We start from the raw sequence: 15,706 nt of genomic DNA on the forward strand, positions 1-15,706 counted from the left end.
GAGATGGTGATGCCGGGCGACAACGTGGAGCTTTTGATCGAGTTGATCACGCCGATCGCGATGGAGAAAGAGCTTCGTTTCGCGATTCGTGAGGGCGGCCGTACGGTGGGCGCCGGCGTGGTGACCGAGATTATTGAATAAGACGAGATTCGACACCCGGCCGTGACCTGCAGAGGGCTTGCGGCCGGGTGTCGGTTAAAGACTGGAAAATGGAGTCCTAAAAAAGAGGGGGTAGAGCGCCCGCCTCTTTGTATTGTTTGTAACTGGTTTGAATTTAATGAGATACGGCGTAGTCAGCCGGGTTTTCATCGATCCGGCGCACGGTCGGATCAAAACCTGAAAGGTCAGCTCAATGCGGGTCAAGATCACTCTGGCGTGTCAGACATGTGGCAGACGCAATTACAATCTGACCAAGGAAAAGAAAACGCACCCTGAGCGCATGGAAGTCAGAAAGCACTGCCCTTTCTGTAACGTGCACACCTCTCACAAAGAGACGCGTTAGCACCCATAGTCTCAGGACAAGCACGCAGGCCAGTAGCTCTAACGGTAGAGCGCCGGTCTCCAAAACCGGATGTTGGGGGTTCGAATCCCTCCTGGCCTGCCAGTAATTTTGAAATCAAACCGAAGATCGGGATTTCAAATGACGAATCAGGCGGAAAAGACAGTCGAAGGGCAGAGTCTCCTGGAGCGGGGCATACAGTTCCTGAAAGAGGTCCGCGCGGAGGTGGCCAAGGTGACCTGGCCCGGCAGCACCGAGGTCAAGGGTGCAACCGTGGTGGTGATAGTGGTCTGTGTCATCGTGGCTTTCATAATCTGGGGGATAGACAAGCTCATCAGCCTGGGCATGGACGCGATATTCTAAGAGCGAGCTGACAGGACGCGCTCCGTGGACCGGCGCTGGCAAGAGCCGGTCGAAGTTGGGAATTCAGCCCTGGAAAATAAACTGATGGAAGAATGCAAGTGGTATGTTCTTCAGGTGTACAGCGGCCATGAGAACAAGGTCAAGAGCCGCATCGAGAGCCTGATCGTCAATCCGGGCGAGGACAATGTCCAGGCCCAGATCGACGAGGTAATGGTGCCCATGGAAGAGGTCACCGAGCTGAAGAACGGCAAGAAAGTGAAAGTGCTGCGTAAGCTGTATCCGGGCTATGTCCTGGTCAAGATGCTGCCGACCGAGGAGACGCTGCACGTGCTGGGAAACACCCAGGGCATCATCAAGTTCGCAGGCGGCGGAGTGAAGCCGCATCCGCTGCGTGAGAAGGAAGTCAACAAGATCATGCGGCGTGAGGAGAAAGTGGCCGGCGGGCCGATGGTGGGTGAGGATATCCCCTACAAGATCGGCGATTTCGTGGAGGTGATCGACGGGCCGTTCACGCAGTTCAACGGCCGGGTCGAGGAAGTCTACCCGGAAAAAGGCAAAGTCAAGGTAGTGGTCAGCCTGTTCGGCCGTCCCACTTCGCTGGAATTGGATTACCTGCAGTTGAAACCGTTATAAGATGCTTTATTCTTTCAGGAGATAAAGGTGGCTAAGAAGGTAACAGGATTCGTCAAGCTGCAGGTTCCCGGCGGTCAGGCCAATCCGGCGCCCCCGGTGGGACCGGCCCTGGGCCAGCACGGTGTGGCGATCATGGAGTTCTGCAAGCAGTTCAACGCGCGCACGCAGGACCAGATCGGCACGATCATCCCGGTGGAGATCACGGTCTATCAGGACCGTTCTTTCACCTTCATCACCAAGACTCCTCCGGCCCCGGTTCTGATTAAGAAAGCCGCCGGACTGGCCAAGGCCAGCGGCGAGCCGAACAAGACCAAGATGGGGAAGATTACCGAGAAGCAGGTTGAGGAAATCGCGCGCCTGAAAATGCCCGACCTTAACGCCAAGTCGGTCGAGACCGCCATGAGCATGATCCGCGGCACGGCGCGGTCGATGGGGATCGAAATAGTCGGTTAATCCATAAATCGGTAGGTTATTATGCCCAAAAGAGGAAAGAAGTACGAAACAGCCACCGCCTTGGTGGACCGCCAGGCGCGCTACACGATCGATGTAGCGGTGGATATGCTGAAAAAGGCGCATTACGCCACGTTCGACGAGACCGTGGAAACCGCCTACCGTCTGGGTGTCGACCCCCGTCACGCCGACCAGGTGGTCCGCGGCACGGTGGTGCTGCCCCACGGCGTCGGCAAGACCCTGCGCGTGCTGGTGATCGCCCAGGGCGACAAGGTTTCCGAGGCCCAGGAAGCCGGGGCGGATTTTGTCGGCGGCAAGGAATTTGTCGACAAGATCGCCGAGGGTTGGCTGGATTTCGACACGGTCATCACCACCCCGGACATGATGGGTCAGGTGGGTAAGCTGGGGCGTATCCTGGGTCCCCGCGGCCTGATGCCCAATCCCAAGAGCGGCACGGTCACTTTCGAAATCAGCCGGGCGGTGCGCGAGGCCAAGGCCGGTAAGATCGAGTTCCGTGTGGACAAGACGGGCAATGTGCATGCCCCGATCGGCAAGCTGAGTTTCGAAGCCACCAAGCTGGTGGAGAACTTCTCCGCCCTGATGGATGCGATAAACCGCGCCAAGCCGTCGGCCGCCAAGGGCACCTACATCCGTAACATCACGGTCACCAGCACCATGGGGCCGGGAGTGAAACTGGACCTTAACCTCTATCGGTGAAGCCGGTCTTGAATCTGCTTCCGGCGCCCCGGCAGTCGAGGGAGTCTGAAAGTCATGCTCAGGAAAGAGAAGGAAAAGGTAGTCGAGGATCTCAGGCAGAAATTGGCTTCCTCCGGAAGCTTCATTCTGACTGATTTCAGCGGCATCAACGTCAAAGACATGACGGAGCTGAGGAAAACTTTCCGCGCGGCGCAGATCGAGTGCCTCGTGGCGAAGAACACCCTGATCCGCCGTGCCGTCAAGGACACGCCCTTCGAGACGGGCCTGGACAAGTTCCTCAACGGCCCTACTGCGATCATAATTTCGCAGGACGAGGGAGTTGGTGCGGCCAAGATCGTGCGCAAGTACGCCGATGAGAGCCAGAAACTCCAGATCAAGGCCGGCGTGATGAGTGAGCGCGTGATCGACAGCGCTCAGGTGAAGGAAATCGCCTCTCTGCCGTCCAAGGAAGTGCTCCTGGCCAGGCTGCTCGGGACACTCAACCAGCCGGTCACCGGGTTCGTGTATGTACTCAACGACATGATCGGGCGGGCAGTGCGCGTCCTCGACCAGGTCCGTCAGGCTAAAGAGGCGCAGCCCAGCGAATAAAGTCACACTTTAACGTAAAACTCCATATCCGGGAGGAAAGGCAGTATGGCTACGGCAACGATGAACAAAGAAGAGATCATCACGGCTATCGAGGGCATGACCGTCCTCGAGCTGAACGAGTTGGTCAAGGCGCTTGAGGAGAAGTTTGGTGTGTCGGCCGCCGCGCCGATGATGTCCGCCGCTCCGGTCGCCGCTGCTGCGGCTGCCCCGGTCGCCGAAGAGAAGACCGAGTTCGATGTGGTGCTTACCGGTGTGGGCGACAAGAAGATCCAGGTGATCAAGGTCGTGCGCGAGCTGACCAGCCTGGGCCTGAAGGAAGCCAAGGACGTGGTGGACAACCCCGGCAAGCCGATCAAGGAGGCCGTCTCCAAGGAAGAGGCCCAGGCGATGAAGGCCAAGCTGGAAGAGGCCGGCGCCACTGTGGAACTGAAGTAAGGCTGTTATCCGAGTATCATTATTCCACTCTTATCCCGTCGTGGAATGAGCAAGCCGTGACCCGTGGCGCCGCCCGCTGAGACGGCGCTGTCGTGGTCTCAACGGCACGGAGGGACGACCGGACAACACCGACTGTTTCCCTGATTTTTCGGGCCGGAATCATCTGTGGCCCGGGAATAATGATACCAGATGAAGGGGGGGACCTTGAGCTCGATCGGACTCGCCGCCGGGAATTCTGTGAGGAAGCCCGGACGCATGTCCGCCGGCGCGGATGCAGTCAGTGCAACCGCGGCAGTACGGTCGCAAGCCAAGGATACCCCTTTCATTTTGGGCGGCAAAGAATAAAGCGGATCTCGAGGGACGCTCCGCCGGGAGCGCCCCTCGAAGCGGTCCGCTTTATTTAACATTGCCAAAAGCAAAGGAGAATGGTTTATTCATGCGTAGACCGGAAGCCAAGACCATCTCTTTCGACAAGCTGCAGCGCACGGTCGAGATGCCGCATTTGCTGGAGATCCAGACCCAGTTTTTCGATATGCTGCTGCAGAAAGATACGCTCCCTGAAAAGCGCGAGAACGCGGGCTTGCAGGCCGTGTTCAACGAGGTTTTCCCGATCCACGACTACCAGGAGAACTATACCCTGGAGTTCGTGCATTACAGTCTGGGAGAGCCCAAATACACGGTGGAAGAGTGCGAGGAACGGGACATGACCTATGCCATCCCGCTCAAGGCCACTCTGCGTCTTATCACCAAGGAGACGGTTGGAAACAAGAAAAAGATAAAAGACATCATCGAGAAAGAAGTGTTTCTCGGTGAGCTGCCGCTGCTGACCGAGCTGGGCACTTTCGTTATCAACGGCGCCGAGCGCGTAATAGTCAGCCAGCTCCACCGCTCCCCCGGCGTAATCTTCGAAGAGACCACACACACCAACGGACAGCGCCTGGTCTCGGCCCGCATCATTCCGTTCCGCGGAAGCTGGGTCGAGTTCACAGTCGACATACACGACACAATCTACGTTCACATCGACAAGAAAAAGAAATTCCCGGCCACCACGCTTCTCCGCGTGCTCGGCTACCCGTCCGACACGGACATCATCGACCTGTTCTACAAGAAAACCACGCTCGAACTCAAGAGCGTGATCGGCAAGACCAAGCGCAAGCGCGACCTGTCGACAGGTTACCTGGTGGCCGAGGACATCATCGAGGAGGACACCGGCGAGGTGCTGGCCGAGCACGGCTCCGAGCTGAGCAGCCAGGTGATCAAGCAGCTCATCGGCAAGAGCGTCGAGAAGCTCGAGGTCTATGTCTCGCGCCTGAAAGGCCTGGAGAACAAGATCCTCAAAAACACGCTGCGCAAGGACAACTGCCGCAACGAAGAGGACGCGCTGGTGCGTATCTACAACGCCCTGCGCGGGAGCGAGCCGCCCAACATCGAGATCGCCCGGGATTTCATCAACAAGCTGTTTTTCAGTCCCAAGCGCTACGACCTGGGCGCTGTCGGCCGTTACAAGATAAATCAGCGTCTCGACCTGAAGACACCCATCGAGACCGCCACCCTGACCAAGGATGATTTCGTCGAGATCATCAACTACCTGATCCGGCTGACCGAGAGCCAGGGCGAAATCGACGATATCGACCACCTGGGCAACCGCCGTATCCGCTCGGTCTGCGAGCTGATCGCCAACCAGGTGAGCCTGGGCCTGACCCGCATGAGCCGTCTGGTCAAGGAACGCATGAGCCTGCAGAACACCGAGGGCCTGACAATCGACGACCTGGTCAACAGCCGCACGATCAGCGCCGTGATCAACGCCTTCTTCGGTTCCAGCCAGCTCAGCCAGTTCATGGACCAGACCAACCCGCTGGCCGAGTTGACCCACAAGCGCCGCCTTTCGGCCCTGGGCCCCGGCGGTCTGACCCGCGAACGGGCGGGGTTCGAGGTGCGTGACGTGCACTATTCGCACTACGGGCGCATGTGCCCCATCGAGACCCCTGAAGGCCCGAACATCGGTCTGATCACCAGTCTGACCACGCACGCGCGGATCAACAAGTACGGTTTCATCGAGACCCCCTACCGCAAGGTGGAGAACGGCCGGGTCACCGATGAGATACGCTACATGGACGCGTTCGAGGAGGACAAGTACATCATCGCCCAGGCCAACGCACCGCTGGACGAGAAGGGCAATTTCAAGCGGGAGCAGATCCTCTGCCGGCTGAAGAACGATTTTCCGCTGATGCCGCCGGAGAAAGTCGAATACATGGACGTGGCCCCGGAGCAGATCGTGAGCATCGCGGCCGCCCTGATCCCGTTCCTGGAGCACGATGACGCCAACCGCGCCCTGATGGGCTCGAACATGCAGCGCCAGGCCGTGCCGCTTCTCAAGCCGGAGTACCCGGTGGTGATGACCGGCCTGGAGGAGCGCGTGGCCCGCGACAGCGGCACTGTGGTCACCGCCCGCCGCGGCGGCGTGGTCGAGAGCGTCGATGCCACCCGGGTCGTGATTCAGGTGAGAGAGGAAGAGCGCACCGAGCGCGGCAACCTGTTCGCCAAGATGCCCGAGAAGGACACCTACAAGCTGCGCAAGTTCATCCGCACCAACCAGGACACCTCGATCAACCAGCGTCCGCTGGTAGATGTGGGCCAGGAAATAGCCAAGGGCCACATCATAGCCGACGGCACCTCGAGCAACGAGGGCAAGCTGGCCCTGGGCCAGAACGTCCTGGTGGCGTTCATGCCCTGGTACGGGTACAACTACGAGGACGCCATTGTCCTGAGCGAGAAGCTGGTCAAGGATGACAAGTTCACCTCGGTCCACATTCAGGAACTCGAGGTCCAGGTGCGCGACACCAAGCGCGGCACCGAGGAAATCACCTGCGAGATTCCCAACGTGGGCGAGGACGCTGTGCGCAACCTTGACGAGCGCGGCATCATCCGCATCGGCAGCCATGTCTCCCACGGCGATATCCTGGTGGGCAAGGTAAGCCCCAAGGGCGAGACCGAGCTGAGTCCCGAGGAGCGTCTGCTCAAGGCCATCTTCGGCGACAAGGCCGGTGATGTGAAGGACACCTCGCTCAAGGTCCCGCCTGGAGTGGAAGGTATAGTAATAGATGTAAAGGTGTTCAGCCGGCTGGTGGATGACGGGCTGATCCGCGAGCATAAGAACGACGATGTCGAGAAGCAGCGCAAGACCGAACGCGAAAAGATCGCCGAGATCAACAGCTATCTCAAGGGCCAGATCCTCGAGATGCTCAAGGGCCAGAAAACGGTCTGCCTGTACAACAAGCAGACCCAGAAGCAGCAGGTGGAAGCCGGAAAGAGCCTGACCAAGAAAGAGATGGACTCGCTCGACATGGACGCCATCGAACTGGCCACGGTTACGGTCGAGGACTCGGCCGTGACCGAGCAGATACGCGACGCGGTGGCCCTGGCCGAGCGCAAGATCCAGAAGGTGCGCGAATACGCCGAGCGTCAGATCGAAAAGATCATGGCCCCGGATGAGCTGGCCCCCGGAGTGGTGCAGCTGGTCAAGGTCTACGTGGCCGAGATACGCAAGGTCTCGGTGGGTGACAAGATGGCCGGACGCCACGGCAACAAGGGTATCGTGGCCAAGATCGTCCCGGAGGAGGACATGCCGTTCCTTCCGGATGGCACCCCGGTGCAGATCGTGCTCAACCCGCTGGGCGTACCCAGCCGTATGAACGTGGGCCAGATACTTGAGACCCACCTCGGGTTCGCCGCCAAGCTCCTCGGTTTCTCGGTCAGCACGCCGGTGTTCCACGGCGCGAGCGAGGATGAGATTGTCGAGCTGATGAAGAACGCCGGTCTGCCGGAAAAGGGCAAGCTGCAGTTGCGCGACGGCCGGACCGGGCGCTATTTCGATTACCCCGTCACAGTCGGGTACATATACATGCTCAAGCTCAGCCATCTGGTTGAGGACAAGATTCATGCCCGGTCCATCGGACCTTACTCGCTGGTCACGCAGCAGCCGCTGGCCGGAAAGGCGCAGTTCGGCGGACAGAGATTCGGCGAGATGGAAGTGTGGGCGCTGGAGGCCCACGGTGCTTCGCATACCCTGCAGGAAATGCTGACAGTCAAGAGTGACGACGTGGTCGGGCGCAGCCGGGTCTACGAAGCGATAGTCAAGGGCGAAAACCTGCCGGAACCCGGAACACCGGAGTCTTTCAACGTTCTGATCAAGGAACTGCAAAGCCTCGGCCTGAACGTGGAGCTGGGCGAGGACGGCGAGTAGGGAGACTTAGAAGCTCCCCCCGGCCTGAGGCTGAAAGACGGCGGGATTGACTGGAGCGGGCGGCGTTGTGACAGGGCCGCCCGGCATATTCACGGTCGACGACCGTTGACTCCATACAATCGACAACATTAACCCTGACGAGGGTTGCCATGATCGATTTCAGAAACTCGCGCGAGACGACCAAGCCGAACTTCAAGTACATGAAGGTTTCGATCGCCTCACCCGAGCAGATCAAGCAATGGAGTTTCGGCGAGGTCACCAAGCCGGAAACGATCAACTACCGCTCGTTCAAGCCGGAGCGCGACGGTCTGTTCTGCGAGAAAATATTCGGTCCGGTCAAGGACTGGGAATGTAACTGCGGCAAGTACAAGGGTATCCGCTACCGCGGCGTAATCTGCGACAAGTGCGGTGTGCAGGTGACCCTTTCGCGAGTCCGTCGTGAGCGCATGGGGCACATCCAGCTGGCCGTGCCCGTGGCCCACATCTGGTTCTTCAAGAGCCTGCCCAGCCGCATGGGCTACCTGATGGACATGACCCTGCGCGACCTGGAGAAAGTCCTCTACTACGCCAACTACGTGGTGGTCGACCCGGGCAAGAGCAGCTTCAAGAAAAAGGAGCTGCTCAGCGAGGACCAGTTTTTGGAGGCCGAGGACCAGGAGATCGAGGGTTTCAAGGCCGCCATCGGAGCGGCGGCGATCAAGATGCTGCTCGAGGAAATCGACATCGAGGACCTGAGCAGCGAGTTGCGCTCCCTGGTCAAGGTGGAGACCTCCCCGCACCGCAAGAAAGCCCTGCTCAAGCGGCTGAAGGTGGTCGAGGCTTTCCGCCTCAGTTGCAACCGTCCTGAGTGGATGATTATGGACGTGGTGCCGGTCATTCCGCCCAACCTGCGTCCCCTGGTGCCGCTGGAGGGCGGACGGTTCGCCACCAGCGACCTGAACGACCTGTACCGCCGGGTGATCAACCGCAACAACCGGCTGAAGAAACTGATCGAGATGCGCGCCCCCGAGGTGATCCTGCGCAACGAGAAGCGCATGCTGCAGGAGGCGGTGGACGCCCTGTTCGACAACGGACGCCGCACGCGCGTGGTGCGCGGCCGCGGCAAACGCCCGCTCAAGAGCCTGAGCGACATGCTCAAGGGCAAGCAGGGCCGTTTCCGTCAGAACCTGCTGGGTAAACGCGTGGACTACTCGGGCCGCTCGGTGATCGTGGTGGGCCCCGAACTCAAGCTGCACCAGTGCGGTCTGCCCAAGACCATGGCCCTGGAGCTGTTCAAGCCTTTCATCATCCGCAAGCTGGAGGAGAAAGGTTTCGTCCAGACCGTCAAGAGCGCCAAGAAACTGGTCGAGAAGGAGCGTCCCGAGGTCTGGGACATCCTGGAAGAGATCGTACGCGACCACCCGGTGCTGCTGAACCGCGCCCCGACCCTGCACCGTCTGGGTATCCAGGCTTTCGAGCCGATCCTGGTCGAGGGAAAGGCCATCCGCATCCACCCGCTGGTCTGCCCGGCGTTCAACGCCGATTTCGACGGCGACCAGATGGCCGTGCACGTGCCACTGAGCTACGAGGCCCAGATCGAGTGCCGCGTGCTGATGCTCAGCGCGAACAACATCCTGCTGCCCTCCAACGGCAACCCGGTGGCCAGCCCCAGCCAGGACATCGTGCTGGGCTGCTACTACCTGACCCGCGATCTGTACGACAAGGAGGGGGAGACCCCGCCCGAGCCGCCGCGGTTCAAAGAGGCCGATGACGTGATCCGCATGTACGACAACGGCGGCGTGGGCCTGCACGACTGGGTCCTGCTGCAGCTGGGCGGACGGTGGATCAAGACCACGGTGGGACGGGTGCTGTTCAACCAGGTGATCCCCTCCGAGCTGGGTTTCATCAACAAGTGCATGAAAAAGTCCGCCATCAGCGAGATGGTGTTCGAAAGCTACCGCAAGGCGGGCCTGGCCCGCACGGTGGCCCTGCTCGACCGTCTGAAGGAGATCGGTTTCCGCTACGCCACCTGGGCCGGCATGACCGTGGGCATCACCGACATGATGATCCCCAAGCGCAAGGTCGAGTTGCTGGACAAAGCCCGCGCCGAGGTGGACAAGATCACCAAGGCCTATCAGCAGCGGCTGATCACCGACGGTGAGCGCTACAATAAGGTCATCGACACCTGGACCCACACCACCAGCGATGTGGCGGGCGAGATGTTCGCCGCGCTGCGCAAGAGCACGGGCGGGTTCAACCCGATCTATATGATGGCCGACTCGGGCGCCCGCGGAAGCCGCGAGCAGATACGCCAGTTGGCCGGCATGCGCGGCCTGATGGCCAAGCCGCAGAAAAAGATCACCGGCCAGGTGGGCGAGATCATCGAAAGCCCGATCGTCTCGAATTTCCGCGAGGGCCTCACCGTGCTGGAGTACTTCATCTCCACCCACGGCGCACGCAAGGGACTGGCCGACACCGCGCTGAAGACCGCCGACGCCGGCTACCTGACCCGCCGCCTGGTGGATGTCTGCCAGGACGTGACGATCACCGAGGAGGACTGCGGGACGATCATGGGGCATGACGTGTCGGCGCTCAAGGAAGGCGAGGAGGTCATCGAGCCCCTGGCCGACCGTATCGTCGGGCGCGTGGCCCTGGAAGACGTGATCGACCCGATCAACAAGGACCCCGAGGGCAACCCGATCGTCATAGTCAGCGCCGGGGATGAAATATCCGAGGAAGAGGCGCGCCTGATCGAAAGCAGCGGCCTGGAAAAAGTGCGTATCCGCTCGGTGCTCACCTGTGAGGCCGAACGCGGGCTGTGCCAGAAATGCTACGGCCGCAACCTGGCCACCATGGACACGGTGGAGATGGGCGAGGCGGTGGGCATCATCGCCGCCCAGTCGATCGGCGAGCCGGGCACGCAGCTCACCCTGCGTACGTTCCACTATGGCGGCACGGCCAGCCGTATCGCGGCCCAGAGCCAGAAAATGGCGCCGGTGGACGGCGCCATCGAGTACGACAACATGACCGTGGTCAAGAACCAGGAGGGTAGCCTGGTGGTGGTCAGCCGCGACGGCGAGCTTATCATCAAGGACAAGGAGAACCGCGTGCGCGGACGCTCCTCGGTGCCCTACGGCTCGACGATCAACGTGGCGAACGGCGACCAGATAGAGCAGGACCAGGTCCTGTTCGAATGGGATCCGCACAACAACCCGATCCTCACCGACATGTCCGGTACGGTCAAGCTGGTGGACATAGTCGAGGACATCACGTTGCGCGAGGAGCTGGACGAGATCACCGGCAAGCGTCAGCGCGTGATCATCGACGACCGCGAGAAACTCTACCACCCGCACATCGAGATCCTCGACGAGCGGGGCGAGAAGGTGCGCGACTACATCATCCCCACCGGGGCCAACCTGCTGGTGGGCGATGAGGAGAAGGTGGAGGCCGGCACGCTGCTGGCCAAGCTGAGCCGCGAAATCTACAAGACCCGTGACATCACCGGCGGTCTGCCGCGCGTGGCCGAGCTGTTCGAGGCCCGCAAGCCCAAGGACCCGGCGGTCATCACCGAAATCGACGGGCGGGTGAGTTTCGGCAAGATTGTCCGCGGCAACCGCCAGATCATCGTCACCCCCGAGGTGGGCGAGCCGCGCGAGTACCTGATCCCCTACGGCAAGCACCTGCGCGTGCACGAGGGCGATGTGGTGCGCAGCGGCGACCGTCTGAGCGAAGGCCCGATCAACCCGCACGACATCCTGCGGATCAAGGGCCCGCGCGCGGTGCAGGAATACCTGCTGAACGAGATCCAGGAGGTCTACCGCCTTCAGGGTGTGAAGATCAACGACAAGCACATCGGGGTGATCGTACGCCAGATGCTGAACAAGGTGGCCATCGTGAACCCCGGGGATACGAATTTCCTGGAAGGCGAGAGCGTGGACAAGCACGTTTTCCGCCGCGAGAACGAACGCGTGATCCGCGACGGCGGCGAGCCGGCCACGAGCCGTCCGCAATTGCTGGGCATCACCAAGGCCAGCCTGACCACGAGCAGCTTCATCTCGGCGGCCTCGTTCCAGGAGACCACCCGCGTGCTGACCGAGGCGGCGATCAACGGGGCCAAGGATGACCTGATGGGCCTGAAGGAAAACATCATCATCGGCCATCCGATCCCGGCTGGTACAGGGCTGTTGCGCTACAACGACGTGATCTTCCCGAAGAGTGCCGAGGAGGAAGAGGCGGAGCAGGAAACCACGATAGAGCAGGAAATACAGCTCTGAGAGTGAGAAATATTGTATAAAAACTGCCCGCCGCGGCGAGAGGAGTCAGGACAGACGGATCGCTGCGGCGGGCTTAGACTCTTCTGGCTCAGGCTCGTAGAAAACCCCGGGGTCGCTCGACCGTGAGCGCCCGGTGTTTTAAGTATTAGTTTTTTATTGACAAGCACTAATAGTGACCCTATTTTTAATAATCCATTTTTTCGGGAGGAATGCTTGCCATCGATTAACCAGTTAGTCCGTCACGGCCGGAAGGTGGTCAAGCAGAAGACCTCCTCGCCGGCGCTGACCGCGTGCCCGCAGCGCAGGGGGGTCTGCACGCGTGTCTACACCACTACGCCCAAGAAGCCGAACTCGGCTTTGCGTAAGGTGGCCAGGGTCCGTCTGACCAACGGCTATGAGGTAACCTCGTACATACCGGGCGAGGGGCACAATCTTCAGGAACACTCGATTGTGCTCATCCGCGGCGGTCGCGTTAAGGACCTGCCGGGTGTGCGCTATCATATCATCCGTGGCACTCTGGATGCCAGCGGCGTCACTGACCGCAAGAAAAGTCGGTCAAAGTATGGCGCTAAAAAGCCCAAATCCTAAGACAGAACCGGACTATGTCGAGAAGAAGAGTCGCACTTAAAAGAGAAGTTTTGCCCGATCCGCGCTATCAGAGCACGCTGGTGAGCAAGTTCATCAACTGCCTGATGCTGGATGGCAAACGGAGCAAGGCCGAATCGATCCTGTACAAGGCGATGGCTTTGCTGGAAGAGAAAGTCGGACAGCCGGGCCTGAACGTGTTCAAGCAGGCGGTCAACAATGCCAAGCCCGCGCTCGAGGTTAAGAGTCGTCGTGTGGGTGGCGCCACCTACCAGGTGCCGGTCGAGGTCCGCCCGGACCGTCGTACCGCCCTGGCTTTGCGCTGGCTGATCGGGTTCGCCCGCGAACGCAACGAGAAGACCATGGATGAGCGCCTGGCTGCCGAGCTGTTGTCCTGCTACCGCAATGAGGGCAGCACGGTAAAGAAAAAGGAAGACACTCATCGCATGGCGGAAGCCAACCGGGCGTTCGCGCATTACCGCTGGTAGTGCCGCGCGCGGAGCTTGCTCTCTGCGTAAATGAATGAGATGTACCGAACGAGCCGCTCTTGTGGTTTGTAGGGAGCGGCTTTGTCTACGATTTCCGGATTTTGAAAATTGCCGGATTGGCGGCAGTTTGTTCCTTTTGGATGGTGGGTTAAATGGCTCGCAGGGTACCGTTAAAAGATATTCGCAACATCGGCATCATGGCCCATATCGATGCTGGCAAGACCACGCTCACCGAGCGCATCCTGTTCTACACCGGCCGGGTGCACCGTCTGGGCGAGGTTCACGAGGGCGCCGCAACCATGGACTGGATGGAGCAGGAGAAGGAGCGGGGAATCACTATCACTTCCGCCGCCACCACCTGTATCTGGAAAGATAAAAGGATCAACATCATCGACACCCCGGGCCACGTGGATTTCACGGTCGAGGTGGAACGCTCGCTGCGCGTGCTGGATGGCGGGGTGGTGGTGTTCTGTGCCGTGGGTGGGGTGGAGCCGCAGTCCGAGACGGTCTGGCGTCAGGCCGATCGCTACGGTGTGCCGCGCATCGCCTTCATCAACAAGATGGACCGTATCGGCGCCGATTTCTACGGTGCGGTGGATTCGATAAAAGAGCGCCTGGGCGCACGTCCCGTCCCGCTGCAGATACCTTTCGGCGGCGGAGAGATGTTCACCGGTCTGGTCGATCTGGTCGCCATGCGCGGCGTGATCTACCAGGAAAGCACCCAGGGCGCGGTGTTCGAGGAGGTCGATATCCCGAAAGACCTTCTGGAGCAGGCCAGCAAGATGCGCCACGCCATGTTGGACGCTATCGCCGATTACGACGACGAGCTGATGACCAAGTACCTGGACGAGGGCGATGTGGACGATCCCGAGCTAATCCGCCGGGCCATCCGCAACGGCACCTGCCAGGTGAAAATCATCCCCGTGCTCTGCGGAAGCGCTTTCAAGAACAAGGGTGTGCAGCGCCTTCTGGACGCCATCAGCTGGTACCTGCCCTCGCCCGAGGACATCCCCCCGGTGGTCGGCCACCTTCCCGATGGAGAAGAGGGCGAGCTGGTCGAGCGCAGCGCTTCGGATGACGAGCCGTTCGCAGGCCTCGCTTTCAAAATCATGACCGATCCGTATGTCGGACGCCTCACTTTCGTGCGCGCCTATTCCGGCAAGCTGGACGCCGGTTCCTATATCTACAACAGTGTTCAGGACCGCAAAGAGCGTATCAGCCGCATCCTGCAGATGCACGCCAACAAGCGTGAGGAGCGGGAGGACCTGTATTGCGGTGATATCGCGGCCGTGGTCGGCCTCAAGGTGACCAAGACCGGCGACACTCTCTGCGAGGAGGGCTACCCGATCGTACTGGAGAAGATGGTCTTCCCCGAGCCGGTCATTTCGGTGGCCATCGAGCCCAAGACCAAGGCCGACCAGGACAAGCTGACCACGGCCCTGGAAAAGCTTTCGGACGAGGACCCTACGTTCCAGGTGCGCAACGATGCGGAGACCGGTCAGACACTCATCTCGGGTATGGGCGAGCTGCACTTGGAGATACTGGTCGACCGCATGCTGCGTGAGTTCAAGGTCGAGGCCAATGTTGGACAGCCGCAGGTGGCCTACCGTGAGACCCTGGACAAGTCCAGCCCGGTCGAGATAAAGTTCATCCGTCAGACCGGCGGACGCGGCCAGTACGCGCATGTCAAGATGGAGTACCATCCCCAGGAGCGCGGCAAGGGGTTCGTCTTCGAAAACAAGGTGGTGGGCGGCAACATCCCGCGCGAGTATATCAACCCGGTGGAAAACGGGATCAAGGAAGCCCTGGCTGGCGGCGGCGAGGCGGGTTATCCGCTGGTGGACGTGCGCGCCGTGCTGCTCGACGGCAGCTATCACGAGGTCGACTCCAGCGACATGGCCTTCAAGATCGCCGGCTCGATGTCGGTCAAGGAAGCCGTGCACAGGTGCGGCATCAAGCTGCTCGAACCGATAACGAATGTTGAGATCACGTGCCCGGGCGAGTACCTCGGCGATGTGATGGGCGACCTGGCCAGCCGTCAGGGCAAGGTGGCCGGGATCATTCCGAAGAACGAGGCCCATGTGATCAGTGCCTCGGTGCCTCTGTGCAAAATGTTCGGCTACGCCACCAACCTGCGTTCTCTGACCCAGGGCCGTGCGATCTTCTCGATGCAGTTCTCGCACTACGCCGAGGTGAACAAGGAACGCAGAGAGGCGATCCTGGCCGGAGCGAGGGGCAAGGGCTGAGCCTGAGTTCCTGAGAATGACGACATAGATAAACGTTCAATCAATAACAGTCAGGAGTTCTTACAATGGCCAAGAAGAAATTCGAACGCAACAAGCCACACGTGAACGTGGGAACGATAGGTCACGTGGATCACGGCAAGACCACCCTGACCGCGGCGATCACGAAAGTGCTGGCGAAGAAGAATCTGGCGGATTTTGTGCCGTTT

The 15,706-nt window shown here is 60.2% G+C and carries 14 protein-coding genes and 1 tRNA gene; all 15 read left to right on the forward strand.

The features are described 5' to 3' along the window. Positions 1-141: elongation factor Tu (tuf, locus tag LLH00_09205; protein MCE5271445.1), on the forward strand; the 141-nt coding region annotated here is incomplete at its 5' end. A 211-nt stretch (positions 142-352) separates the two neighbouring features. Beyond that, entirely contained in the window at positions 353-502 is a 150-nt protein-coding gene (rpmG, locus tag LLH00_09210; protein MCE5271446.1) for a 50S ribosomal protein L33, read from the forward strand. A 26-nt stretch (positions 503-528) separates the two neighbouring features. Next, positions 529-604 (forward strand) — tRNA-Trp (locus LLH00_09215). Positions 605-640: 36 nt separating this feature from the next. Next, complete coding sequence (secE, locus tag LLH00_09220) at positions 641-862, forward strand: preprotein translocase subunit SecE (protein MCE5271447.1); 222 nt, start codon at positions 641-643, stop codon at positions 860-862. 84 nt (positions 863-946) lie between these two features. Beyond that, positions 947-1,495, forward strand: a complete 549-nt coding sequence (gene nusG, locus LLH00_09225) for a transcription termination/antitermination protein NusG (GenBank protein ID MCE5271448.1) — start codon at positions 947-949, stop codon at positions 1,493-1,495. A gap of 27 nt (positions 1,496-1,522) precedes the next feature. After that, complete coding sequence (gene rplK, locus LLH00_09230) at positions 1,523-1,948, forward strand: 50S ribosomal protein L11 (GenBank protein ID MCE5271449.1); 426 nt, start codon at positions 1,523-1,525, stop codon at positions 1,946-1,948. A gap of 21 nt (positions 1,949-1,969) precedes the next feature. Further along, entirely contained in the window at positions 1,970-2,662 is a 693-nt protein-coding gene (gene rplA, locus LLH00_09235) for a 50S ribosomal protein L1 (protein ID MCE5271450.1), read from the forward strand. Positions 2,663-2,716: 54 nt separating this feature from the next. After that, positions 2,717-3,250, forward strand: a complete 534-nt coding sequence (rplJ, locus tag LLH00_09240) for a 50S ribosomal protein L10 (GenBank protein MCE5271451.1) — start codon at positions 2,717-2,719, stop codon at positions 3,248-3,250. Between the two features lie 60 nt (positions 3,251-3,310). Beyond that, complete coding sequence (gene rplL / locus LLH00_09245) at positions 3,311-3,685, forward strand: 50S ribosomal protein L7/L12 (protein ID MCE5271452.1); 375 nt, start codon at positions 3,311-3,313, stop codon at positions 3,683-3,685. Between the two features lie 436 nt (positions 3,686-4,121). Beyond that, on the forward strand, positions 4,122-7,928 hold the full coding sequence (gene rpoB, locus LLH00_09250) for a DNA-directed RNA polymerase subunit beta (GenBank protein ID MCE5271453.1): 3,807 nt from the start codon (positions 4,122-4,124) through the stop codon (positions 7,926-7,928). A gap of 149 nt (positions 7,929-8,077) precedes the next feature. After that, positions 8,078-12,181, forward strand: coding sequence for a DNA-directed RNA polymerase subunit beta' (rpoC, locus tag LLH00_09255; protein ID MCE5271454.1), 4,104 nt, complete (start codon positions 8,078-8,080; stop codon positions 12,179-12,181). Between the two features lie 213 nt (positions 12,182-12,394). Beyond that, positions 12,395-12,769, forward strand: a complete 375-nt coding sequence (gene rpsL / locus LLH00_09260) for a 30S ribosomal protein S12 (protein MCE5271455.1) — start codon at positions 12,395-12,397, stop codon at positions 12,767-12,769. A gap of 14 nt (positions 12,770-12,783) precedes the next feature. Continuing rightward, positions 12,784-13,254, forward strand: coding sequence for a 30S ribosomal protein S7 (rpsG, locus tag LLH00_09265; protein ID MCE5271456.1), 471 nt, complete (start codon positions 12,784-12,786; stop codon positions 13,252-13,254). 152 nt (positions 13,255-13,406) lie between these two features. After that, complete coding sequence (gene fusA / locus LLH00_09270) at positions 13,407-15,500, forward strand: elongation factor G (protein ID MCE5271457.1); 2,094 nt, start codon at positions 13,407-13,409, stop codon at positions 15,498-15,500. 65 nt (positions 15,501-15,565) lie between these two features. Next, positions 15,566-15,706, forward strand: a 141-nt coding sequence (locus LLH00_09275) for a GTP-binding protein (protein ID MCE5271458.1), incomplete at its 3' end; no start/stop codon positions are given.

It is taken from the genome of bacterium, assembly GCA_021372515.1.
Taxonomy (GTDB): Bacteria; Gemmatimonadota; Glassbacteria; order GWA2-58-10; family GWA2-58-10; genus JAJFUG01.

Coding starts and splice junctions, on each gene's coding strand:
- rpmG (MCE5271446.1), top strand. CDS start 353: ATGCGGGTCAAGATCACTCTGGCGTGTCAGACATGTGGCAGACGCAAT.
- secE (MCE5271447.1), top strand. CDS start 641: ATGACGAATCAGGCGGAAAAGACAGTCGAAGGGCAGAGTCTCCTGGAG.
- nusG (MCE5271448.1), top strand. CDS start 947: ATGGAAGAATGCAAGTGGTATGTTCTTCAGGTGTACAGCGGCCATGAG.
- rplA (MCE5271450.1), top strand. CDS start 1,970: ATGCCCAAAAGAGGAAAGAAGTACGAAACAGCCACCGCCTTGGTGGAC.
- rplJ (MCE5271451.1), top strand. CDS start 2,717: ATGCTCAGGAAAGAGAAGGAAAAGGTAGTCGAGGATCTCAGGCAGAAA.
- rplL (MCE5271452.1), top strand. CDS start 3,311: ATGAACAAAGAAGAGATCATCACGGCTATCGAGGGCATGACCGTCCTC.
- rpoB (MCE5271453.1), top strand. CDS start 4,122: ATGCGTAGACCGGAAGCCAAGACCATCTCTTTCGACAAGCTGCAGCGC.
- rpoC (MCE5271454.1), top strand. CDS start 8,078: ATGATCGATTTCAGAAACTCGCGCGAGACGACCAAGCCGAACTTCAAG.
- rpsG (MCE5271456.1), top strand. CDS start 12,784: ATGTCGAGAAGAAGAGTCGCACTTAAAAGAGAAGTTTTGCCCGATCCG.
- fusA (MCE5271457.1), top strand. CDS start 13,407: ATGGCTCGCAGGGTACCGTTAAAAGATATTCGCAACATCGGCATCATG.